A 21,049-nucleotide genomic window follows, 5' to 3' on the forward strand; every position below is an offset into this window, starting at 1 on the left:
CGTTATCGCCCTTCGGACCCGGTTTCCCCGGCGCCCTCCCCGGGCGGGGCGGGCAGGGGCGCGGGGAGCGGGGTGTCCCGCTGGACGATCCGAATGGCGTCGTCGAGCGCTTCGCGCTGGTCCGGGGACATCATGCCGAAGAAGGCGACGAGGGCGGCGGCGGGATTGTCGCTGCGGCCCCAGTCCTCGTTCATCAGTGCGGCCGCGTAGGCGGCTCGGGTGGAGACCGCCGTATAGCGATAGGCGCGGCCTTCGACTTCCCTGCGGACCCAGCCCTTCTGGTGGAGATTGTCCATGACGGTCATGACGGTGGTGTAGGCGATGGACCGTTCCCGCTGGAGGTCCTCCAGGACTTCCCGGACGGTCACCGGGCGGTTCCATTGCCACACGCGCGTCATGACGGCGTCTTCGAGCTCTCCCAAAGGACGGGGCACAGCGCCACCATAGTGCGCGAAACGTCGGCAAGGGTCGATCGACGCCGAAAAACGGAGCGAAACAGCGTGAAACCGATCCGGGGCAAGCAAAAAGGACGCACGACCTCGTGAGGCCGTACGTCCCCGGTGGTGCGGAACCCCGGCGGGGTCAGGAGGCGGCGGAGCCGTCCGGCTGCCGGGCCGCCTCGGCACGGGCGAGGGCGGCGTCGACGGCCGCGTCCTCCTTGGCCTTGTTCGGACCGCCCTGGCTCTTGACGATCGTGACGACGAGGGCGATGAAGAACGCGGCCATCACGACGGGGGGCAGGAGCGCGGATACGTATTCCATGGCGACCAGGGTAGCTATCCGGCGGCCCGCTCCTCGGGCGGGGGCGGGGGAACGGGCCGCCGGCGCGGCGGGAACACCTCGGAGGGCTTGGGCACCGGGCGCTCCGCCGGGGCGGGCGGGGTCGGCTTGGGCTCGTCGGCCGCCGCGCGCCCGCCGGGCAGGGCGAGCAGCCGGGCCCTGGGGGCGCGGTCGGCGGCGGGGGCGGTGGCCTGGACGACCCGCGCCAGGCGCGCGCGTACGGAGCGCTCGGCGAGGCCCTGGCAGCGGGCGAGCAGTTCGGCGGCGGCGGGGTTGCGGCGCAGGGCCCGCAGGGCGGCGAGGTCGTCGGCCCCGGGGTCGTACCCGGCGGCCAGCGCGTCCCGGAGGAGCTCCAGGTAGCCGCTGAGGGAGCCCGGCAGGGCCTCGCGGTAGCGGGCCAGGTCGGCGAGGAGGAAGGCGCGCAGCCGACCGGCCTCGCGTACCGCCTCGTCCACGGATTCGGCCAGGCGCAGGCAGTCCTGGACGTCCTCGTGCTGAAGGGGGGCGGGCTGGAGGGCGATGGCAAGGGCGCGGCGGAGCACACGCAGCTCGTCCGCGCTGAACGCCATGCCGCCACGGGATCCGTATGGCGTGGGCATGGGCCGACGGTACGCGCTAATCGGACAATTTTCGCTTAGGGATCATTACGGCGCGCCGGGTGGCAGCCGTTCGGCCGCCCCCCTCCAGGGGCGGCCGCGCGGGTTACATGCGCGAGACGTTCCGCTCGTACACCAGGCGCAGGCCGATCAGGGTCAGCCAGGGCTCGTGCTCGTCGATCTCCGTGGACTCGCCGAGGACCATCGGGGCCAGGCCGCCCGTCGCGATCACGGTCACGTCGTCCGGGTCGCCCTTCGGGCCGACCAGTTCGCGCTTCATCCGGGCCACCACGCCGTCCACCTGGCCCGCGTAGCCGTAGATGATGCCGGACTGCATCGCCTCGACCGTGTTCTTGCCGATCACGTTCCGCGGGCGGGCCAGCTCGATCTTGCGGAGCATCGCCCCGCGCACGCCCAGCGCCTCCACCGAGATCTCGATGCCCGGCGCGATCGCCCCGCCCGCGTACTCGCCGCGCGCGGTGACCGCGTCGTACGTCGTCGCCGTCCCGAAGTCCACGACGATCGCCGGGCCGCCGTACAGCTCGATCGCCGCGGCTGCGTTGATGACGCGGTCCGCGCCGACCTCCTTCGGGTTGTCGGTGATGACCGGGACGCCCGTCTTGACGCCCGGCTCCACCAGGACCGCCGGCACGTCCCCGTAGTACCGGCGGGTGACCTCGCGCAGCTCGTGCAGGACCGAGGGGACCGTCGCGCAGATCGCGATCCCCTCGATGCCGTCGCTCAGCTCGACGCCGAGCAGCGGGTGCATGCCCATCAGGCCCTGGAGCAGGACCGCCATCTCGTCGGCGGTCCGGCGCGGATCCGTGGAGATCCGCCAGTGCTCGACGATCTCGTCCCCGTCGAAGAGGCCGAGGACCGTGTGCGTGTTGCCGACGTCGATGGTGAGCAGCATCAGGCCCGCACCTCGCGCAGGTCGAGGCCGATGTCGAGGATCGGGGAGGAGTGGGTGAGGCCGCCGACCGCCAGGTAGTCGACGCCGGTCGCCGCGTACGCCGCCGCGTTCTCCAGGGTGAGGCGGCCCGAGGACTCCAGGACGGCGCGGCCCGCGACCAGGGCCACGGCCTCCTCCGTCTCGCCCGGGGTGAAGTTGTCGAGCAGGATCAGGTCGGCGCCCGCGTCCAGGACCTCGCGGACCTGGTGCATCGTGTCGACCTCGACCTCGATCGGCACGTCCGGGAACAGCTCGCGCACGGCCTTGAAGGCCTCGGCGACGCCGCCGGCCGCCACCACGTGGTTGTCCTTCACCAGGGCCGCGTCGGACAGCGACATGCGGTGGTTGACGCCGCCGCCGCAGCGGACCGCGTACTTCTCCAGGGCGCGCAGGCCCGGGGTCGTCTTGCGGGTGTCGCGGACCTTGGCCCTCGTGCCCTCCAGGGCGTCCGCCCACGCGCGCGTGGCGGTGGCGATGCCGGAGAGGCGGCACAGGAGGTTGAGCGCGCTGCGCTCGCCGGTGAGCAGGTCGCGGGTGCGGGCGGTGACGCTCAGGAGCTTCTGCCCGGCCTCGACGCGCTCGCCGTCCTCGACGTGCCGCTCGACCTCGAACGCGTCGGCGCAGACGATCGACAGGACCGCCTCCGCGACCCGCAGGCCGGCCACCACGCCGGCCTCGCGGGCGGTGAAGTCGGCGGTGGCGACGGCGTCCTCGGGGACGGTCGCGACGGTCGTCACGTCCACCCCGCCGTCGAGGTCCTCCGCGATCGCCAGGTGGGCGATGTCCTCCACCTGGACCGGGTCGAGGCCGGCGTCGGCGAGCAGCTCGGCGAGCGCCGGGTCGAGCCCGCACTCGAACTCCTGGTCGCCGCAGCCGCAGCCGTCGCCGCAGCCGCCGGCCTCCTCGGAGTCCCCGGGGGCCGACTCGAAGGTGCTGATCTGGATGAGGGGGACGTCCACGGGCTCGGGACGGGCTTCCTCGGGCGTGCTCACTTGCGGCTCCCTGGGGGCGTCGGCGGTGGGGGGTGGAAGGGTCGGGCGGTGGGGACGGAGTCGGGGGTGGCGGTGGGGCTCAGACGGTGCGCGGGAAGTCGTACGTGTCGGTCGTACGGACGTCGAGCGTCCGGTCCGGCTCCAGGCGTACGACGAGGTGCCGGCGCCAGTGCGCGTCGTCGCGCTCCGGGCGGTCCTCGCGCCAGTGGCAGCCGCGGGTCTCCTCGCGGCGGCGGGCGGCGGCCACCAGGACCCGGGCGACGCACAGCAGGTTGGTGGTCTCCCAGGAGTCCACGCCCGGCTCGGCGGCCTTGCTGTCGTCCGTACCGCCCGCCACGGCCTCCTCGTGCAGCGCGTCGAGGGCGGCGGCGGCCTCCCGCAGGCCGGCCTCCGAGCGCAGCACCCCGGCGCCGTTCGTCATGATCCGCTGGATGCGGGTCCGGGCGTCCGTCGCGGGCAGCGGCAGGACCACCGGGACCGGGTGGGGCACCGGGGCGCCCGCCGCGCGGGGGGCCGCCGCCACGATGTCCTCCACGATCCGCTCGGCGAAGACCAGGCCCTCCAGGAGCGAGTTCGAGGCGAGCCGGTTGGCGCCGTGGACGCCCGTGCAGGCCACCTCCCCGCACGCGTACAGGCCGGGGACGGTGGTCCGGCCCCGCAGGTCGGTGCGGACGCCGCCGGAGGCGTAGTGGGCGGCCGGGGCCACCGGGATCGGCTCCGTCACCGGGTCGAGGCCGTGGGCGCGGCAGGCGGCCAGGATCGTCGGGAAGCGCCGCTCCCACATCTCGGCCCCGAAGTGCCGGGCGTCCAGGTACATGTGCTCGGTGCCGTGCTCCCGCATCCGGCGCGTGATCGCCTTGGCGACGACGTCCCGGGGCGCCAGCTCGGCCAGCTCGTGCTGCCCCAGCATGAAGCGGACCCCGTCCGCGTCCACCAGGTGCGCGCCCTCGCCCCGTACCGCCTCGGAGACCAGCGGCTGCTGGCCCTCGGCGCCCGCGCCCAGGAAGAGCACGGTCGGGTGGAACTGGACGAACTCCAGGTCGGAGACCTCGGCCCCGGCGCGCAGCGCGAGCGCCACCCCGTCGCCGGTCGAGACCGCCGGGTTGGTGGTGGCCGAGAAGACCTGCCCCATGCCGCCGGTGGCGAGGACCACCGCGGGCGCGTGGACCGCGCCGACGCCGTCGTGCTGGCCCTCGCCCATGACGTGCAGGGTCACGCCCGCCGTACGCCCCTCGGCGTCCGTGAGGAGGTCCAGGACGAGGGCGTGCTCGATCGTGCGCACGCCCCGGTCCCGTATCGCCTCGACCAGGGCGCGGGAGATCTCGGCGCCGGTCGCGTCCCCGCCCGCGTGGGCGATCCGGCGCCGGTGGTGGCCGCCCTCGCGGGTCAGCGCGATCTCGCCCTCGGAGGTCTTGTCGAAGTCGGCGCCGGTCTCGATGAGGCGGCGGACGGCGTCCGGGCCCTCGGTGACGAGGGTCCGCACGGCCCGCTCGTCGCAGAGCCCGGCGCCCGCGACGAGGGTGTCGTCGAGGTGCTGCTCGGGGGTGTCGCCCTCGCCGAGCGCGGCGGCGATGCCGCCCTGCGCCCAGCGGGTGGAGCCGTCGTCGAGCCGGGCCTTGGTGACGACGACCGCACGGAGCCCGGCGGCGGTGCAGCGCAGGGCGGCGGTGAGGCCGGCGACACCGGAGCCGACCACGACGACGTCGGCGTCGATGGCCCAGCCCGGCTCGGGGGCGTGCAGCCGTATTCCGGTCACGTGGCGGCTCCGAGGGTCGGGGATTCCGGGCTCGGGGGCCCGAAGCTCAGGGGGATGTTGTCGATGAGCCGCGTGCTCCCCACGCGCGCGGCGACGGCGAGGACCGCCTGCCCGGCGTGGTCGTCGGTGACCTCGGTGAAGTCGGCCGGGTCCACGAGGGCCAGGTAGTCGAGGGTCAGCGGCGGCTCCGCCTTCGCCGCCTCGTCCAGGACCGCGCGGGCGGCGGCGCGCACGGCTCCGGGGCCGGCGCACTCGGCGGCCTGCGCGACCGCGTGGGCGTCGGCGGCGGCCCGGGCCTCGCCGAGCCGGGAGAGCGCCTCGGCCCGGTTCTCGGCCCGGTCCCGCCCGTTCGGCAGGGCGTCGGCCCGCGCGCGCAGCGCCTCCTGGGCGGCGAGCCGCTCCTGGCCGGCGAACAGCGCGCGGGACAGCGCGAGGGCGGTGCGGCGCTCCCCGGCCGACAGGTAGCGGTTGCGACTGGAGAGGGCCAGGCCGTCCTCCTCGCGGACGGTCTCCACGCCGACGACCTCTACCGGGAAGTTCAGGTCCCGGACCATGCGCCGGATCAGGGCCAGCTGCTGGGCGTCCTTCTGCCCGAAGAAGGCCAGGTCGGGGGCGGTGAGGTGGAGCAGCTTGGCGACGACGGTCAGCATGCCGTCGAAGTGGCCGGGCCGGGAGGCGCCTTCGAGCCGCTCGCCCATGGGGCCGGCGGTGATCCGGACCTGCGGCTCGCCGCCCGGGTAGACCTCGTCCACGGAGGGCGCGAAGACGACGCTCGCGCCCGCGCCGAGGGCCAGCTCCAGGTCGGCGTCCAGGGTGCGGGGGTAGCGGTCGAGGTCCTCGCCCGCGCCGAACTGGAGCGGGTTGACGAAGACGGTGACGACGACGAAGCCGTCCTCCCCCACGCGCGCGCGTGCGGCGCGGATCAGGGTGGCGTGGCCCTCGTGGAGGGCGCCCATGGTCATGACCACGGCGTTGCGCCCGGGGGCACCGTGCCGGGCGGCGGCGTCGCGGAGGCCTTGGGCGGTGGGGACGAGGCGGTCGGGCCGGAGGCCGGGCCGGGCGGGGGGCTCGGTGGACGCGGGGGTCCCGGGGGGCGTGGGGGACGCGGGAGCTCCGGCGGACGCGAAGGTCCCGGCAGAGGCGGAGGTCCCGGCCGACGCGGAAGCTCCGGCAGAGGCGGACGCCCCGGCGGGCGCCGGGTCGTGGCCGCGGGCGGGCAGGCTCATCGGTCGTCTCCTTGCGGCCCGTCGGCGGTCCCGGTCGGGCCGGTCGCGCCCGTCGGGGGCTCGGCGAGCACCCCCAGCAGGTCCTCGGCCAGCTCGGGCTTGAGCAGGCCGTGCGCGAGCGCCCGGTCGGCGGTCGTACGGGCCATCGCCAGGTAGCCGGTGACCGTACCGGGCGCGTGCTTGCGCAGCTCGGCCACGTGCGCGGCGACCGTGCCGGCGTCGCCGCGCGCGACGGGGCCGGTCAGGGCCGCGTCGCCGGACCGCAGCGCGTTGTCGAGGGCGGCGCCCAGGAGGGGGCCGAGCATCCGGTCGGGGGCGGCGACCCCGGCCTTGCGGAGCAGCTCCATCGACTGGGCCACCAGGGTGACCAGGTGGTTCGCGCCGAGGGCGAGGGCCGCGTGGTAGAGCGGGCGGGCCTCCTCGGCGATCCACTCGGGCTCGCCGCCCATCTCGATCACCAGGGCCTCGGCGGCGAGCCGCAGCTCCTCCGGCGCGGTCACCCCGAAGGAGCACCCGGCGAGCCGCTGCACGTCCACGGCGGTGCCGGTGAAGGTCATGGCGGGGTGCAGGGCGAGCGGCAGGGCGCCGGCCCGGCGGGCGGGGTCGAGGACCCGCGCCCCGTACCGCCCGGAGGTGTGCACGAGCAGCTGCCCCGGCCGTACGGCCCCGGTGTCGGCGAGGCCCTCGACCAGGCCGGGCAGGGCGTCGTCGGGGACGGTGAGCAGGACCAGGTCGGCGAGGGCGAGGACGCGCGCGGGCTCCACGACCGGCACGTCCGGCAGGAGCGCGGCGGCGCGGCGCCGCGAGGCGTCGGAGACCGCCGAGACGGCGACGGGGCGGTGTCCCGCGAGGCGGAGGGAGGCGGCGAGGGCGGGGCCCACCCGGCCGGCGCCGACGACACCGACGGTGAGCCGGGCGGGTCGGTCCTCGGCTCGGGGCTCTGGCGCTGATGGTGCGTTCACGGTGGGGACGGCCTTCCGTTCCAGTCCTCGGCGGGTACCGGACGATTTCTGGTCATGCTACGCCAGCGGTGGGCGCCCTTCCGTGGCTGTCCACAGGGTGTGGGTGGCGGTGTGATGATCGCCCCATGGAAACTGCGGAACCTGTGGAAACCGGTAGTCCCGTGGATCCCGGCGACGAGGAGGCCGCCCGGCTCCACCGGGCGGAGGTGTGGGGCGGGGCCGCGCGGAAGCTGTGGCACGCCCCCGTGGACGGCACGGTCGGGGAGCGGCTGCGCGAGCTGGCCGGATGGGCGGAGGCCGCCGGACACGGCGGTGCGGCGCCCGACGCGTACGGCGACGGCCTCGTGGAGACCCTGGAGCGGCGGGTCGCGGAGGAGCTGGGCCTGCCCGACGCCGTCTTCTTCCCGACCGGCACCATGGCCCAGCAGGTGGCGCTGCGCTGCTGGGCCGGGCGCACCGGCGGCCCCGTCGTCGCCCTCCACCCGCTCGCCCACCCCGAGGTCCACGAGGGCGGGGCGCTCGGGGCCGTCTCCGGGCTCCGCACCACGCACCCCACCGACGCGCCCCGGCCGCCGACGGCCGAGGAGGTGCGGGACCACCCGGAGCCGTTCGGGACGCTGATGCTGGAGCTGCCGCTGCGGGACGCCGGCTTCGTGCTGCCCACCTGGGAGGAGCTGGTGGAGGTGGTGGAGGCGGCCCGGGAGCGGGACGCGGTCGTCCACTTCGACGGGGCGCGCCTGTGGGAGTGCGCGACGCACCTCGGCCGGGGGCTCGCGGAGATCGCGGGGCTCGCCGACAGCGTGTACGTGTCGTTCTACAAGTCCCTCGGCGGGCAGTCCGGGGCCGCGCTCGCCGGGCCCGAGGACGTCATGGAGGAGGCCAGGGTCTGGCGGCACCGGTACGGGGGCCGGGTCTTCCAGCAGTACCCGGCGGCGCTCTCCGCGCTCCGGGGCCTGGACGTCGAGCTGCCCCGGCTGCCCTCGTACGTGGCCCACGCGCGCGTGGTGGCCGACGCGGTCCGGGAGGCGCTCGCGGAGGCGGGCACGGGCTGGTTCCGGGTCCACCCCGAGGTTCCGCACACCCACCAGTTCCAGGTCTGGCTGCCGTACGCCCCCGAGACCCTGACGGCCGCCGCCCTCGCCCAGACGGAGGCCACCGGCACCGTCCTCTTCCGCCGCTGGTCCGCCCCGGGCGCGGGCGGCCCGCCGGGGGTCGCCCGGACGGAGCTGACGGTGGCGGGCCCGGGCCTGGAGTGGACGGCGGAAGACGTACGGGAGGCGGTACGGGACTTCCTGTCGCGACTGCCGGGGGCGACCGGTTCAGGGGGCTGACGGGGGCAGGGGGCGGGGGCTGACGGGCGCCCCGGCGATTCGGCGGCCCGGCGCCTCAGTCGGCCGGGCGGCGGCACGGCGCCGGGGCCGGGGCCGTACGGGACGGGCCCGACCGGCTCGCGCCGAACAGGGCCGCGCCGAACAGAACCGCGCGGCTCAGGGCCGTGCGGAGGCCGCCGCGGGCCGGGCGGCCCGCGAGGACCCGTGCGAAGCGGTGCCGGTCCCGGGCCGCCCGCAGGACGGCGAGGTCGTGGGTGCCGGGCGCGGGCGGCGGCGGATCGCCGAGCCGGGCGGCGCGGGCGGTGTCGAAGAGGTACTGGTGCGTCGCGTTCACGCCCCCACCGTGCGCCGCTCCCCGGCGCCCCGGCCCGCGGATTGACGGGCCCCGTCAAACGGCGGCCGGGCCCGCCCGTCGGCGCCGTTTGACGGCTCCCGTCAATCGGCGCGACACCGCCCCCGGTCCGTCCCGCACCATGGCACGGTGAGCGTGACCATCGACATCACCGGACTGCCGCACGAGCGGATCTCCTTCTGCCCCTCGCCCCTGGCCGAGCTGGGCGCCGCCCTGCACGCCCTGGCGGAGCCGGCGCACCACGCCCGGCTGCACGCCTGGACCACCACCACGGCCGCCGCGCTGAAGCCGGAGCTCGCGGACCGGCTCCACGAGGCCGACTTCATGTGGCGCTCCACCCGGTCCGACATCCTGCTGCCCGCCCACCCCCGCGAGACCCTCGCCGAGGAGCTGGACGACCTCGACCGGATGGACGACGAGAAGTACGTGGGCGCGGCCCTGGAGATCTCCTGCAGCAGCCGCTACACGCACGGCGCCCCGTCCCCGCTCGTGGACGAGCGGATGCGCCGCCGCGCCCTCGACCTGGCCGCCGCGCGCGGCCCGCGCCAGGCCGCCTTCGTGGAGCGGATGCTCGCGGACCCGCCCGGCACGCGCGCGTGGGTCCGGCGGCTCCTGGAGGACTGCGACGAGGCGTTCTTCGCCGACACCTGGCGCCGCGTCCGGGTCCAGCTCGCCGCCGACGCACGCCACAAGACCGAGCTGATGCGCCGCAAGGGCCTGGCCGAGGCCGTCGCCGACGCCTCCTCCGCGATGGCCCTGGAGGAGGACGAGCAGGGCTCCCGGATCGTCGTGGACAAGCTGGTCCAGGGCCGCACCGACGCCGAGGGCACCGGCGTGACGTTTCTGCCGACCGCCTTCGGCTGGCCGCACCTCTTCGCGCTGCACGCGCCCGGCTGCCAACCGGTGGTCCAGTACCCCGTGCCCACCCGCGACCTCGGCGGCGGCGCCCCCGTGGAGGCGGTCAAGCTGCGCCTGGAGGCGGTCGCCCACCCGATGCGGATGCGGCTCTGCCGCAGCCTCGCCCGGGGCGCGTACACGACGAGCGAGCTGGCCGACGCGTACGGCATCACCCCGCCCGAGGTCTCCCGCCACCTCGCGGTCATGAAGAAGGCCGGCCTGGTCACCACCCAGCGGCGCGGCCGGTACGTCCTGCACCAGCTCGACGTGGCCGTCACCGCCCGCCTGGGCAGCGACTTCCTGGAGTCGGTGCTGCGATAGAGAGCGGCACTACCCGAAAAGGCGCCCCCGGAAGGGAGGCCGTCCTACGCCGCCCCGCCGCCGCCCCCGGCCCTGACCAGCCCCGACTCGTACGCGAGGACCACGACCTGGACCCGGTCGCGCAGGCCCAGCTTGGTGAGGATGCGGCCCACGTGCGTCTTCACCGTCGCCTCGGAGAGGACGAGCCGGGCGGCGATCTCGCCGTTCGACAGGCCCTGCGCGACCAGCATCATCACCTCCCGCTCCCGGTCCGTCAGACGCCCCAGCTCCTTGCGCTCGGGCTCCCGGCCCGTCGACGGCAGCATCGGCGAGAAGCGGTCGAGGAGCCGCCGGGTGGTCGAGGGGGCCACCACCGCGTCCCCGCTGTGCACCGAGCGGATCGCGCCCAGCAGCTCCCCCGGCGGCACGTCCTTCAGCATGAAGCCGCTCGCCCCCGCCTTCAGGCCGGAGAACGCGTACTCGTCGAGGTCGAAGGTGGTCAGGATCAGCACCTTCGGCGGGTCCGGCTGGGCGCAGATCCGCCGGGTCGCCTCCACCCCGTCGAGGCGCGGCATGCGCACGTCCATCAGGACGACGTCCACCTCCGTGGACCGCAGCACCTCCAGGGCCTCGGCGCCGTCGCCCGCCTCCGCCACGACCTCCATGTCCGGCTGGGCGGCGAGCACCATGCGGAAGCCGGTGCGCAGCAGCACCTGGTCGTCTACGAGCATCACGCGAATGGGCATGGGAGCGGTTCCTTAGGGGTCGTCAGTGGGCGGGCTTGAGGGGGAGCAGGGCGCTGATCCGGAAGCCTCCGCCCGGACGCGGGCCCGCGTCCAGGGTGCCGCCGACCATGCCGACCCGCTCCCGCATGCCGATCAGACCGTGGCCCCGCCCGTCGGCGCCCCCGTCCTCGTACATCTCCTGCGGCGCCCCCCGGCCGTCGTCCTCCACGAGCAGCCCGAGGCCGTCGTCGAAGTAGACCAGGCGGACGCTGGCGCCCACGTCCGGGCCGCCGTGCTTGCGGGTGTTGGTCAGGGCCTCCTGCACGATCCGGTACGCGGTGAGCTCGACGCCGCTGGGCAGCGGGCGGGGGCTCCCCTCGATCGCGAAGTCGACGGTGAGGCCGGCGCCCCTGACCTGCTCGACCAGGTCCTCGATCTGGCCCACGTCGGGCTGCGGCACGTACTCCCCGGCCTCCTGGTGCTCCCCGGTGCGCAGGATGCCGAGGAGCCTGCGCATCTCGGCGAGCGCCTGCCGGCCGGTGGTGGAGATGGTCTCCAGGGCCTGCTTCGCGGTCTCCGGGGAGGAGTCCATGACGTAGGCGGCGCCGTCGGCCTGGACCACCATCACCGACACGTTGTGCGCGACGACGTCGTGCAGCTCGCGGGCGATCCTGGCCCGCTCGGCGGCGACCGCGACCTTGGCCTGGGCCTCGCGCTCCTGCTCCAGGCGGGAGGCGCGCTCCTCCAGCTGCGCGAAGTAGGCGCGGCGGGTGCGCAGGGAGTCGCCGAGGACCCAGGCGAGGGCGAACGGCACGGTCATGATGATCGTGAAGAAGACCTTGGCGGGGCCGGAGGCGGGGTCCTCCACCGGCCATCTGAACTGGGCGAGCGTGGCGGCGCTCAGTCCGCCGGCGAGGGCGAGGCGGGACGCCCAGCGCGGTCCGTCGTGCACCGCGACCGTGTAGACGATCACGAACATGGCGAAGTCGGCCAGGAACGGTTCCAGGTCGAGGGCGAGCTGGGCCAGGCCGAGGGCGACGGTGAGCAGCAGCATCCGCTCCGGGGCCCGCCGGCGCAGCGCCAGGACCAGGGAGAAGAGCGCGGCGACGACCCCGTACGCGACGGGGTGGTCGACCGACGGGTAGGTCGACCCCACCCACAGCAGGGAGAACCCGAAGAGGACGAGGGCCCAGAAGCCGTCGACGCCCGTCGGGTGTCTGCGGAGGAAGTCGTAGAGGCGCTGCACGTCACCCAGCGTAGGGAAGGGGAAAGGTCCGGGGATCAACCGCGGGGCCGATCCTTGGCTCGGGGACCGTACTCCCCGAGGTGGAGACGGGGGTGGGGGGCGGGGGGGCGGGGGGCCCGGCGGAGACCGAGGGGCCCGGCGGAGACCGAAGCGTCCTGGGCTAAGGCCGACGCGACCCGGGCGGGGGTCGGGGCCCGGGCGGGGGCCCGGAGGCCCGGGCAGGGGTCGAGGGGGAGACTGTGGTTCGTGACGGATGAGACGTGGCGGGGGTGGCGGGAGGCCACGGAGCGGGCGCTGTACGGGCCCGGGGGCTTCTATCTGCGGCCCGAGGGCCCCGCGGGGCACTTCCGCACCTCGGTGCACGCCTCCCCGCTCTTCGCGGGGGCCGTGGCCCGGCTCCTGGCCGAGGTCGCGGAGGAGCTGGGGACGGACGAGGTCGACCTCGTGGACGTGGGCGCGGGGCGCGGGGAGCTGCTCGCCGGGGTGCTCGCGGCGACCGCCGGGAGCGGTCTCGCCGTACGGGCGTACGCGGTCGAGCGCGCCGGCCGCCCGGACGGGCTCGACCCCCGGGTGGAGTGGACGGACCGGCCGCCGCGCGGGGCGCGGGGGCTGCTCTTCGCGAACGAGTGGCTGGACAACCTTCCGGTGGACGTCGCCGAGGCCGACGCGGCGGGCACGGTCCGGTACGTGGAGGTGCTGCCCGACGGTGCGGAGCGGCTCGGCGCGCCCGTCTCCGGCGCGGACGCGGAGTGGCTGGAGCGCTGGTGGCCGCTGCGGGAGCCCGGCGCGCGGGCCGAGATCGGGCGGCCCCGGGACGAGGCCTGGGCGGCGGCGGTGGCGTCCCTGGCGGCGGGCCGCGCGGTGGCCGTGGACTACGCGCACGTACGGGGCTCCCGGCCGCCCTTCGGTTCCCTGACCGGGTTCCGCGCGGGCCGCGAGGTGCCGCCGGTCCCGGACGGCTCCCGCGACCTGACGTCCCACGTGGCGCTCGACGCGTGCGCGGCGGCCTCCTCCGGAGGGGCGGACACGGAGCTGGTCACGCAGCGGGAGGCGCTGCGGCGGCTCGGGGTGACCGGGGACCGGCCGCCCCTCGCGCTCGCCTCCACCGACCCCGCCGGGTACGTCCGGGCCCTCTCCTCGGCCGGCGAGGCGGCCGAGCTGACCGCCCGGGGCGGCCTCGGCGACTTCCTCTGGCTGACCCGGCGGGTGCCGGGGCCTCCGGCCCGCGGACAGGCGGACGGCTGAGGCCCACCCGACGGCCCGGCGGACGCCCGGGACCCGCCCGGCGCCCCCGTGGGCGCCCCGGGTCCGCCCGGTCCGTGGCCCCGGGGCGGACGGGCCGTGGGGGCGGGGCCCGTACGGGAGATACTGGCCGCATGACGGAGACGACGGTCGGAATCGGCGGCGCGGCGGAGAGCACCGACATGGTGCTGAACATCGGGCCGCAGCACCCCTCGACCCACGGCGTGCTCCGGCTCCGGCTCGTCCTCGACGGCGAGGTGATCCGGTCGGCCGAGCCGGTGGTCGGCTACATGCACCGGGGGGCCGAGAAGCTCTTCGAGGCGCGGGACTACCGGCAGATCGTCATGCTGGCCAACCGCCACGACTGGCTGTCCGCGTTCTCCAGCGAGCTGGGCGTGGTGATGGCCGTCGAGCGGATGCTGGGCATGGAGGTCCCGGAGCGCGCGGTGTGGGCCCGTACGCTCCTCGCCGAGCTGAACCGGGTCCTCAACCACCTCATGTTCCTCGGCTCGTACCCCCTCGAACTGGGCGGGATCACCCCGGTCTTCCACGCCTTCCGGGAGCGCGAGGAGCTCCAGGCGGTGATGGAGGAGGCGTCCGGCGGCCGGATGCACTACATGTTCAACCGGGTCGGCGGCCTCAAGGAGGACCTGCCCGCCGGGTGGACGGGCCGGGTGCGGCAGGCCGTCGCGGACGTGCGCTCGCGGATGGACGTGTACGACCGGCTGGTCCTCGGCAACGAGATCTTCCGGGGCCGTACGCGCGGGATCGGGGTCCTGTCGCGGGAGGCGGTCCACGCGTACGGGGTGTCGGGGCCGATCGCCCGCGCCTCGGGCGTCGACTTCGACCTGCGCCGCGACGAGCCGTACCTCGCGTACGGGGAGCTGGCGGACGTGCTGCGGGTGGCGGTGCGGGAGGAGGGCGACTGCCTGGCCCGGTTCGAGTGCCTGCTCGACCAGACGCACAACTCCCTGGGCCTGGTGGACGCCTGCCTGGACCGGATGGAGGAGCTGCCGCCGGGGCCGGTCAACCAGCGGCTGCCGAAGGTCCTGAAGGCGCCGGAGGGGCACACGTACGCGTGGACCGAGAACCCGCTCGGCGTGAACGGCTACTACCTGGTGTCGAAGGGCGAGAAGACCCCGTACCGGATGAAACTGCGCTCGGCGTCGTTCAACAACATCCAGGCGCTCGCCGAGCTGCTGCCGGGGACGCTGGTCGCCGACATGGTGGCGATCCTGGGCTCGCTCTTCTTCGTCGTCGGCGACATCGACAAGTAGAGCAAGTAGGGCAGGTAGAGCAAGTAGGGCAGGCAGGGCAAGTAGGGCAGGCAGGGCAGGCAGAACCCGCCGCTATCCGTCCTCGCGGCGCATCACCGCGTACACCCGCCCCGACGTGCCCGGCGTGCGCCGGTCGCACACGGACCAGCCCCAGCGCTCGTACCGCTTCGTCAACTCCGGTACGTCCAGGGTCATCAGAAGGCGTGAGCCGGGCGCCAGGGCGGCGAGGAGCGCGTCGTGGAGGGCGCGGCCGGTGCCGAGGCCCTGGTGGGCGGGGGCGACGACGAGTTCGGCGAGTTCGAAGGCGGGCTCCCGGCCGGTCAGGACGGTGTCGGTCCAGCCGGCCGTGAAGCCCAGGAGCTCGTCGTCCGGGCCGAACGCGGCGACGGCCCGGAAGTCGGGCCGCCCGGCCGCCGAGCCGAGCAGCCGCTCCACGGTCCGTACGGCGCCGAGCGGCGGCTCGTGCCAGGGCGCGCCGCAGAAGGCCTGGGCGCACAGGGCGAGCAGTTCGTCCCGGCGGCGGGCGACCTCACCGGCGGGGAAGTCGGCGAGGCGGTGCGTCACGAGTTCACGGCCCCGCGCAGCTCCGCCAGGTCGAGCTGTTCCGTCTCGTCGTGCGCGGTCAGGTCGATGACCTGGCCGATCGTCCGCGGCGGCACGGGGGTTCCGATGCCGGGGACGGCGGCGGGGCCGGTGGCCGGGACGAGGGCCGGGGTGCCGAGCGCGGCCCCGGCGGCCAGGACCTCCTCGCCCACGACGTCGGCGAGGTCGGTGTTCTGCACGGCCTCGATGGCCTCCGCCGTCTTCTGCGTGCCGAAGAAGTCGAAGCCGCCCTCGGGGCGCGGGACGGGCCTGCGGGAGGCGTACGGGACGATCGCGGCGGCGACCGGTACGGGCGCGGCGGGCGGGAGCGCGAGGGCGGGGGCGGCCGGCCGGGTGTGCTGCTCGGTCCCGGCGGCCGCCGCGTGCTTCCCCTGCGGCTCCTCCGTCTCCCGGGCGCGCTCGGCGAGGTCGCGGGCGCGGGCGGCCTCGGCGGTGCGGCGGGCCTGCTGGGCGGCGGCGTTGCGCGGGAGGTCGCGCAGGGCCAGGGCGGCGCGGCGGAAGGCCTCCGGGGTGAGCGCGGAGCCGGCGGCCGGGAGGGCCTTGGTGTCGCCCGCGCTCTCCAGGGCGAGGACGCGGCGGCCCTCCAGGGCGCTGGCGCGCTCGGTCTCGGCGGTGGCGTAGCGGCGGAGCAGGTCGGCGTGCTCGCCGCGCAGTCCGGCGAGCTCCACGCGCTTGGCGCGGAGCTTGGCGTCGAGCCGGGCGCGCAGGGCGCGGGACTCTTCGAGGTCGGACTCCAGTTCGGCGATCCGCTCCTCGGCCCTCCACTGGTCGGCGGCGCGCGCCCGCTCGGTCTCGGCGACGCGCAGTCCGGCGCTCCGGTCCCAACTGCGCATGAGGACGGCGCCGGTGACGGCCGCGGCCGCCGCGGCGGCGGTCAGCAGCCGCACGACCACCAGGTCTCCGGGCAGCCAGGCGGCCGCGGCGCACACGACCGCGGCGCCGGCGACCGCGGAGGGCGGCAGCAGCTTGTGCAGAGGCGGGGAATGGCGGTGGCGTCCACGTGGCATGGCCTGAAATTTACCGTGCGTAGGCGCCATGTGGGGGGTCGGCCCGGCAATCTCTTGGCCACTTCTCGCCACCGGAAGTGGATATCGCCCGTTCCGGTTCCGTTTCGGGCCGACTCCCCCCGCGCTTCGCCTACTTCTTGAGCAGCCCCTTCGTCGTCAGATACTCCTTGGCGACGTCCTCCGGCTTCGCCCGCTCGGCATCCACCCTGCGGTTGAGTTCGGCGAGATCCGCTGTGGTCAGCACCTTGGTGATCTTGTCGAGGGCGGCGGCTATCTCGGGAGAACCGGCGTCCTTCGCGTTGACCACGGGCAGGACGTTGTCGGCGTTCTGGAGCTTCTTGTCGTCGGTGAGGAAGACGAGGCCGTAGTTCTCGATCGTGGCGTCCGTGGTGGTCGTCAGGACCAGCTGGTCCACCCCGTCCTTCACGGCCTGCTTGGCCTGCGGGGTGCCGACGCCCTTGGGGTCGATCCCGGCCACGTCGATCCCGTACGTCTTCTTCAGACCGGGGGCGCAGAAGGGGCGCACCGCGCACTCGTCACCGGCGGCGATCTTCACCTCGATCTTGGACGCGCCGAGATCGGAAAGCGTCGTCAGCTTGTTCTTCTCGGCGAATTCCTTGGTCACCGCGAAGGCGTTCTGATCGACCGCCTCTCCGAACGCGAGGACCTTCAGACCGCGCGGCTCGGCGAGCTTCCGCAGCGCCTCGACCGTGGCCGCCGCGTCACCGGAGGCGACCGGCTTCTCCTCGGGCGCCTTCGGCCCGTTCACCTTCGCGTTGAGGAATTCCGCGATCGTCGCCGCGTATTCCGGGACGACGTCGATCTCGCCGCTCTCCAGGGAGGGCTCGTACAGCTCGCGATTCTTCACCGTGGTGATGGAGACGGAGTATCCGGCGTCCCGCAGCGACTGTGCGTACAGCTCGGCGAGGACCTTGGCCTCGGTGAAGGCGGCCGCGCCGACCACCAGCGAGCCCTTCGACCCGCCGCCGGAGCTCCCGGAGCCCTCGTTCTTTCCGTCCTCCAGGCTGTCACCGCCGCACGCCGCGAGGGCGGCGGTCAGCGCCGCCGTGCCCAGCAGCGCGCCCGCGACACGCGAGACCCTGTTCACGAGATCACCCATCCAGTCGGCTTCGTCGGATCGTTCTGTTCTTCGGCACGCGCGCGTGCCCCCGGCCCGGACCGCGTCCCGGCCCCGGCAGGAGCCGGTCCGCGCCCACGAGCACGCCCTCCACCAGGAGGGCGAGCAGGGCCACGAGCACGGCGCCCGCGACCACCTGCCCCGTGTCGTACGTGGCGAACCCCGCCGTGATGATCCGGCCGAGGCCGCCCTGGCCGACCATCGCCGCGACGGTGGCCGTGGCGACCACCTGCACCGCGGCCGAGCGGACGCCGGTCGTCACCACCGGCCGGGCGAGCGGCAGTTCGACCCGGAGGAAGACCTGCCCGCCCGTCATCCCCATGCCCCGGGCGGCCCGCACCGCGGCCCGGTCCACCTCCCGCACCCCCACGTACGCGTTGGTGAGGAGCGGCGGCATCGCGAACAGCACCAGGGCCACCACGGTCGGCACGTAACCGGCGTTCCGCAGCGGCGACACCATGAACAGGGCGAGGACCGCGAAGACGGGCACCGCCCGTCCCACGTTCGACACGTTCACCGCGAGCGCCCCGCCCCGGCCCAGATGGCCCAGCCACAGGCCGAGCGGCAGCGCGAGCGCCGAGGCGATCAGGAGCGCGAGCCCGCTCACGTACACGTGCTCGGCGAGCCGCTGTCCGATGCCGCCGTCGCCCGTCCAGTGCGCGCCGGTGGTGAGCCAGCCCCAGGCGTCCGTCACGACCCCCACCTCACCCACCCCCCGGCGCGGTCCGTATCCGGGCCCAGGGCGTGAGGAGCCGCTGGAGGCCCAGGAGCAGCAGGTCGGCGACGACGGCGAGCAGCACGCACAGCACCGAGGCGGCGAGCACCTGCGCCTTGAAGAAGGTCGGCAGCGCGTCCTCGATCAGATTGCCGAGGCCGCCGCGCCCGACGACCGAGCCGATCGTCGTCAGCGCGATCGTGGACACCGTCGCCATCCGCACCCCGGCCATCAGGACCGGCAGCGCGAGGGGCAGTTCGACCGCCCACAGCAGCCGCAGCGAGCCGTACCCCATGCCCCGGGCCGCCTCCCGCGTCTCGGCCGGCACGGCCGCGAGGCCCGCCAGCGCGTTCCGCACGAGGATCGTCAGGGCGTACAGCACGAGACCGGTCACCACGAGCGCCGCCGAGAGCCCGAAGAACGGCAGCAGCAGCGAGAACATCGCCAGCGACGGGACCGTGTAGAGCAGCGTGGTCAGTCCGAGGACCGGGCCCGCGAACCGGGGCCTGGCCCGCACGAGCAGCGCCAGCGGCACCGCGACGACGAGCGCGATCAGCACCGAGGCGACCGTGATTCCCACGTGCTGGAGCAGCGCGTCCGTCAACTCCCCGCGGCGGGTGCGCAGGTACTCCCCGCAGATCCAGTCGTTCGTGACCAGACAGTTCGGCGCGCCCATAGTCCCTCCCCCCGGGCTCTCCACCCACCCGAACGCATGTGTGGACGACCCTAACCCCTGCCACCGACAATCCCCCGGAGTCGCCACAACGCGGCAACACGCCCTTCACACACCCCCGCCGCCCAGGGCCCAGAATGGGGAACCATGATCCGGTTCGAACACGTGACCAAGCGGTACGACGACGGCACCACCGCCGTGGACGACCTCTCCTTCGAGGTCACCGAGGGCGAACTCGTCACCCTGGTCGGCCCGTCCGGCTGCGGCAAGACGACCACGATGATGATGGTCAACCGGCTCGTCGAACCGACCTCCGGCCGCGTCCTCGTCGACGGGAAGGACATCGCCGGCGTCGACCCGGTCGCCCTGCGCCGCGAGATCGGCTACGTCATCCAGCAGGTCGGCCTCTTCCCCCACCGCACCGTCCTCGACAACACCGCGACCGTCCCCTCCCTCCTGGGATGGAAGAAAGCCGCGGCACGCGCGCGTGCCGCCGAACTCCTCGACCTCGTCGGCCTCGACCCCGCCACCTACGGCCCCCGCTACCCCGCCCAGCTCTCCGGCGGCCAGCGCCAGCGCGTCGGCGTCGCCCGCGCCCTCGCCGCCGACCCGCCCGTCCTCCTCATGGACGAACCCTTCGGCGCCGTCGACCCCGTCGTCCGCGAACGCCTCCAGAACGAGTTCCTCGCCCTCCAGGCCACCGTCCGCAAGACCGTCCTCCTCGTCACCCACGACATCGAGGAGGCCGTCCGCATGGGCGACCGCATGGCCGTCTACGGACAGGGCCGCATCGAGCAGTTCGACACCCCCGCCACCGTCCTCGCCGCCCCCGCCACCCCGTACGTCGCGGACTTCGTCGGCAGCGACCGCGGCCTCAAGCGCCTGGCCGTCACCCCCGTCACCGAGGCCGACCTCGACCCCGTACCGGCCGGAGGACCCGGAGACGGCGACCCCGCCCCCGTACCCCTCGGCACGTCCCTCAAGGACGCGCTCGCCGTCCTCCTCCAGCACGACACCGGCCGCCTCGCCGTCACCGGCCCCGACGGCGAACCCCTCGGCGTCCTCACCCCCGCCGGCGTCCACCGCGCCCTGCGCCGGGCCACCACCCCCCGGGAAGGGCACGTCAGCCCGCGCTGAGCTTCCCGCCCATCCACACGAGCCCCGGCGGAATCTCCCGGTTCCACGTGTTGAAGTTGTGCCCGCCGCTCTCCAGCGTGATCGACGAGACCTCCGCCGGGCTCTTCACCTTCCGGACGAACTCCCGCGTCCCCCGCAGGTTGTCCTCGCCCTTCAGCGACGTCGTCACCAGGAACGACGACCGCCCCTGCGGCAGGTGGTCCAGGCTCCACAGCAGGTCAGCCCGCTTGCGCAGCCGGTCGTCGCCCCGGAACAGGTCACCGGTCGTCACGTCCTCCGCCGCCCGGTAGTACGCCGAGAAACCCGCCCCCGCCGCGAACCGGTCCGGATGGTGCAGCGCGATCTTCAACGCGCAGTACGCCCCCGTCGAATTCCCCATGAACCCCCAGCTCCGCGCCCCCTTCCCCACCCGGTACGCCTCCGACACCGCCTTCGGCAGGTCCTCCGCGAAGAAGGTCTCCGTCTGCGGACCCCCCGGCACGTCCACGCACTCCGTGTCCCGCGGCGGCGCCACCGTCGGACGCAGCATCACCAGGACCATCGGCTGCATCCGCCCCCGCTTCGCCTGCTCGTACGCCGTCCTCGGGTACTTCAACCCCTTGATCAGGTTCTCCGCCGTCCCCGGATACCCCGTGAGCACCACCGACGCCGGGAACGTGCGCCCCGCGTGCTCCTTCTGGAAGTACTCCGGCGGGAGATACACGTAGGCCGGCGAGACGATCCTCGACCGCTCCCCCGCCACCACGACCTTCTGGATCTGCCCGCCGACCTCCGGACGCCCGCCGCCCGGCACGTCCACCGCCTGCTTCCCCACCACCCGCAGGTCCTTCGAACCGGCCCCGTGGTCCACGACCACCCCCATGTCCTGCTCCTGCCCGAACAGGTCCGCCCACGAGCCGTAGAAGAGGAACGACCGGTTCGCCGCCAGACCCACCGCCGCGAACAACGTCACCTGGGTCAGCAGCAGAAGGCCCACCCTGCCCACCACCGACCGCCACCCGCCGCGCGCGAGCCGCGGCCACAGCAGCACCGTGGCCAGGAACAGCACCACGGCCGCCACGACCGCCAGCACGAGGACTTTGGTACTGGTGAGACCCATGAGTCGACCGAGCCTTCTTTCCGAGAATTTCCTGTGAACCGAT

The 21,049-nt window shown here is 74.7% G+C and carries 22 protein-coding genes; 5 read left to right on the forward strand and 17 right to left on the reverse strand.

The window, feature by feature from the left end:
* Positions 1-2 precede the first annotated feature (2 nt).
* The 8 genes from CP977_RS15595 to CP977_RS15630 form a co-directional block, all read right to left on the reverse strand.
* Entirely contained in the window at positions 3-434 is a 432-nt protein-coding gene (locus tag CP977_RS15595; RefSeq protein WP_079131147.1) for a BlaI/MecI/CopY family transcriptional regulator, read from the reverse strand.
* A gap of 148 nt (positions 435-582) precedes the next feature.
* Positions 583-762 (reverse strand): hypothetical protein, encoded by a 180-nt coding sequence (locus CP977_RS15600; RefSeq protein ID WP_062754418.1) that lies wholly within the window; start codon positions 760-762, stop codon positions 583-585.
* A 14-nt stretch (positions 763-776) separates the two neighbouring features.
* Positions 777-1,349 carry a hypothetical protein gene (locus CP977_RS15605; protein WP_183953374.1) on the reverse strand — a complete coding sequence of 191 codons (573 nt, stop codon included), beginning with the start codon at positions 1,347-1,349 and terminating at the stop codon, positions 777-779.
* A gap of 133 nt (positions 1,350-1,482) precedes the next feature.
* A complete protein-coding gene (locus CP977_RS15610) occupies positions 1,483-2,289 on the reverse strand; it encodes a type III pantothenate kinase (RefSeq protein WP_062754413.1) in 807 nt (268 codons plus the stop codon).
* The gene (nadC, locus tag CP977_RS15615) at positions 2,289-3,320 is read right to left on the reverse strand and encodes a carboxylating nicotinate-nucleotide diphosphorylase (RefSeq protein WP_152370316.1); all 1,032 of its coding nucleotides are present in this window, start codon (positions 3,318-3,320) and stop codon (positions 2,289-2,291) included. The genes CP977_RS15610 and nadC overlap by 1 nt, the downstream gene beginning before the upstream one ends.
* A gap of 79 nt (positions 3,321-3,399) precedes the next feature.
* Positions 3,400-5,076 (reverse strand): L-aspartate oxidase, encoded by a 1,677-nt coding sequence (locus tag CP977_RS15620; RefSeq protein WP_152370317.1) that lies wholly within the window; start codon positions 5,074-5,076, stop codon positions 3,400-3,402.
* Positions 5,073-6,302, reverse strand: coding sequence for a pantoate--beta-alanine ligase (gene panC, locus CP977_RS15625; protein ID WP_152370318.1), 1,230 nt, complete (start codon positions 6,300-6,302; stop codon positions 5,073-5,075). The genes CP977_RS15620 and panC overlap by 4 nt, the downstream gene beginning before the upstream one ends.
* On the reverse strand, positions 6,299-7,264 hold the full coding sequence (locus CP977_RS15630) for a Rossmann-like and DUF2520 domain-containing protein (protein ID WP_152370319.1): 966 nt from the start codon (positions 7,262-7,264) through the stop codon (positions 6,299-6,301). The genes panC and CP977_RS15630 overlap by 4 nt, the downstream gene beginning before the upstream one ends.
* A 125-nt stretch (positions 7,265-7,389) precedes the next feature.
* Here CP977_RS15630 and CP977_RS15635 point away from each other — a divergent pair, with 125 nt between their 5' ends.
* Positions 7,390-8,595 carry a threonine aldolase family protein gene (locus CP977_RS15635; protein ID WP_062754405.1) on the forward strand — a complete coding sequence of 402 codons (1,206 nt, stop codon included), beginning with the start codon at positions 7,390-7,392 and terminating at the stop codon, positions 8,593-8,595.
* A 55-nt stretch (positions 8,596-8,650) separates the two neighbouring features.
* Here CP977_RS15635 and CP977_RS15640 read toward each other — a convergent pair whose 3' ends face one another.
* On the reverse strand, positions 8,651-8,929 hold the full coding sequence (locus CP977_RS15640; protein ID WP_229991702.1) for a hypothetical protein: 279 nt from the start codon (positions 8,927-8,929) through the stop codon (positions 8,651-8,653).
* A gap of 147 nt (positions 8,930-9,076) precedes the next feature.
* Between CP977_RS15640 and CP977_RS15645 the strand changes: the two genes are divergently transcribed.
* Positions 9,077-10,165 (forward strand): DUF5937 family protein, encoded by a 1,089-nt coding sequence (locus CP977_RS15645; protein WP_062754403.1) that lies wholly within the window; start codon positions 9,077-9,079, stop codon positions 10,163-10,165.
* Positions 10,166-10,209: 44 nt separating this feature from the next.
* Here CP977_RS15645 and CP977_RS15650 read toward each other — a convergent pair whose 3' ends face one another.
* Positions 10,210-10,890 carry a response regulator gene (locus CP977_RS15650; RefSeq protein WP_062754401.1) on the reverse strand — a complete coding sequence of 227 codons (681 nt, stop codon included), beginning with the start codon at positions 10,888-10,890 and terminating at the stop codon, positions 10,210-10,212.
* 22 nt (positions 10,891-10,912) lie between these two features.
* On the reverse strand, positions 10,913-12,115 hold the full coding sequence (locus tag CP977_RS15655; protein WP_062754399.1) for a sensor histidine kinase: 1,203 nt from the start codon (positions 12,113-12,115) through the stop codon (positions 10,913-10,915).
* 246 nt (positions 12,116-12,361) lie between these two features.
* On the opposite strand from CP977_RS15655, the gene CP977_RS15660 reads away from it, so the two are divergent.
* Positions 12,362-13,360 (forward strand): SAM-dependent methyltransferase, encoded by a 999-nt coding sequence (locus tag CP977_RS15660; RefSeq protein WP_152370320.1) that lies wholly within the window; start codon positions 12,362-12,364, stop codon positions 13,358-13,360.
* A gap of 131 nt (positions 13,361-13,491) precedes the next feature.
* Positions 13,492-14,634 carry an NADH-quinone oxidoreductase subunit D gene (locus CP977_RS15665; protein WP_062754395.1) on the forward strand — a complete coding sequence of 381 codons (1,143 nt, stop codon included), beginning with the start codon at positions 13,492-13,494 and terminating at the stop codon, positions 14,632-14,634.
* A 72-nt stretch (positions 14,635-14,706) separates the two neighbouring features.
* Here CP977_RS15665 and CP977_RS15670 read toward each other — a convergent pair whose 3' ends face one another.
* The 5 genes from CP977_RS15670 to CP977_RS15690 all read right to left on the reverse strand — a co-directional run bounded on the left by CP977_RS15670 (position 14,707) and on the right by CP977_RS15690 (position 18,773).
* Positions 14,707-15,198, reverse strand: coding sequence for a GNAT family N-acetyltransferase (locus tag CP977_RS15670; protein WP_062754393.1), 492 nt, complete (start codon positions 15,196-15,198; stop codon positions 14,707-14,709).
* Positions 15,195-16,244: a hypothetical protein gene (locus CP977_RS15675; protein WP_152370321.1), complete on the reverse strand. Its 1,050-nt coding sequence runs from the start codon at positions 16,242-16,244 to the stop codon at positions 15,195-15,197. Before CP977_RS15675 ends, CP977_RS15670 begins: the two co-directional genes overlap by 4 nt.
* Positions 16,245-16,374: 130 nt before the next feature.
* Positions 16,375-17,364: an ABC transporter substrate-binding protein gene (locus CP977_RS15680; RefSeq protein ID WP_152370322.1), complete on the reverse strand. Its 990-nt coding sequence runs from the start codon at positions 17,362-17,364 to the stop codon at positions 16,375-16,377.
* Positions 17,357-18,085, reverse strand: coding sequence for an ABC transporter permease (locus tag CP977_RS15685; protein ID WP_229991703.1), 729 nt, complete (start codon positions 18,083-18,085; stop codon positions 17,357-17,359). The genes CP977_RS15680 and CP977_RS15685 overlap by 8 nt, the downstream gene beginning before the upstream one ends.
* 1 nt (position 18,086) lies before the next feature.
* The gene (locus tag CP977_RS15690; RefSeq protein ID WP_062754387.1) at positions 18,087-18,773 is read right to left on the reverse strand and encodes an ABC transporter permease; all 687 of its coding nucleotides are present in this window, start codon (positions 18,771-18,773) and stop codon (positions 18,087-18,089) included.
* Between the two features lie 144 nt (positions 18,774-18,917).
* Here CP977_RS15690 and CP977_RS15695 point away from each other — a divergent pair, with 144 nt between their 5' ends.
* Positions 18,918-19,907: an ABC transporter ATP-binding protein gene (locus CP977_RS15695; RefSeq protein WP_152370323.1), complete on the forward strand. Its 990-nt coding sequence runs from the start codon at positions 18,918-18,920 to the stop codon at positions 19,905-19,907.
* Here the strand turns inward: CP977_RS15695 and CP977_RS15700 are convergent.
* Positions 19,894-21,006: an alpha/beta hydrolase gene (locus CP977_RS15700; protein WP_062754383.1), complete on the reverse strand. Its 1,113-nt coding sequence runs from the start codon at positions 21,004-21,006 to the stop codon at positions 19,894-19,896. The two genes, CP977_RS15695 and CP977_RS15700, sit on opposite strands and share 14 nt — an antisense overlap.
* Positions 21,007-21,049: the final 43 nt, after the last annotated feature.

Source organism: Streptomyces cinereoruber (genome assembly GCF_009299385.1).
GTDB classification, from domain to species: Bacteria; Actinomycetota; Actinomycetes; order Streptomycetales; family Streptomycetaceae; genus Streptomyces; species Streptomyces bikiniensis.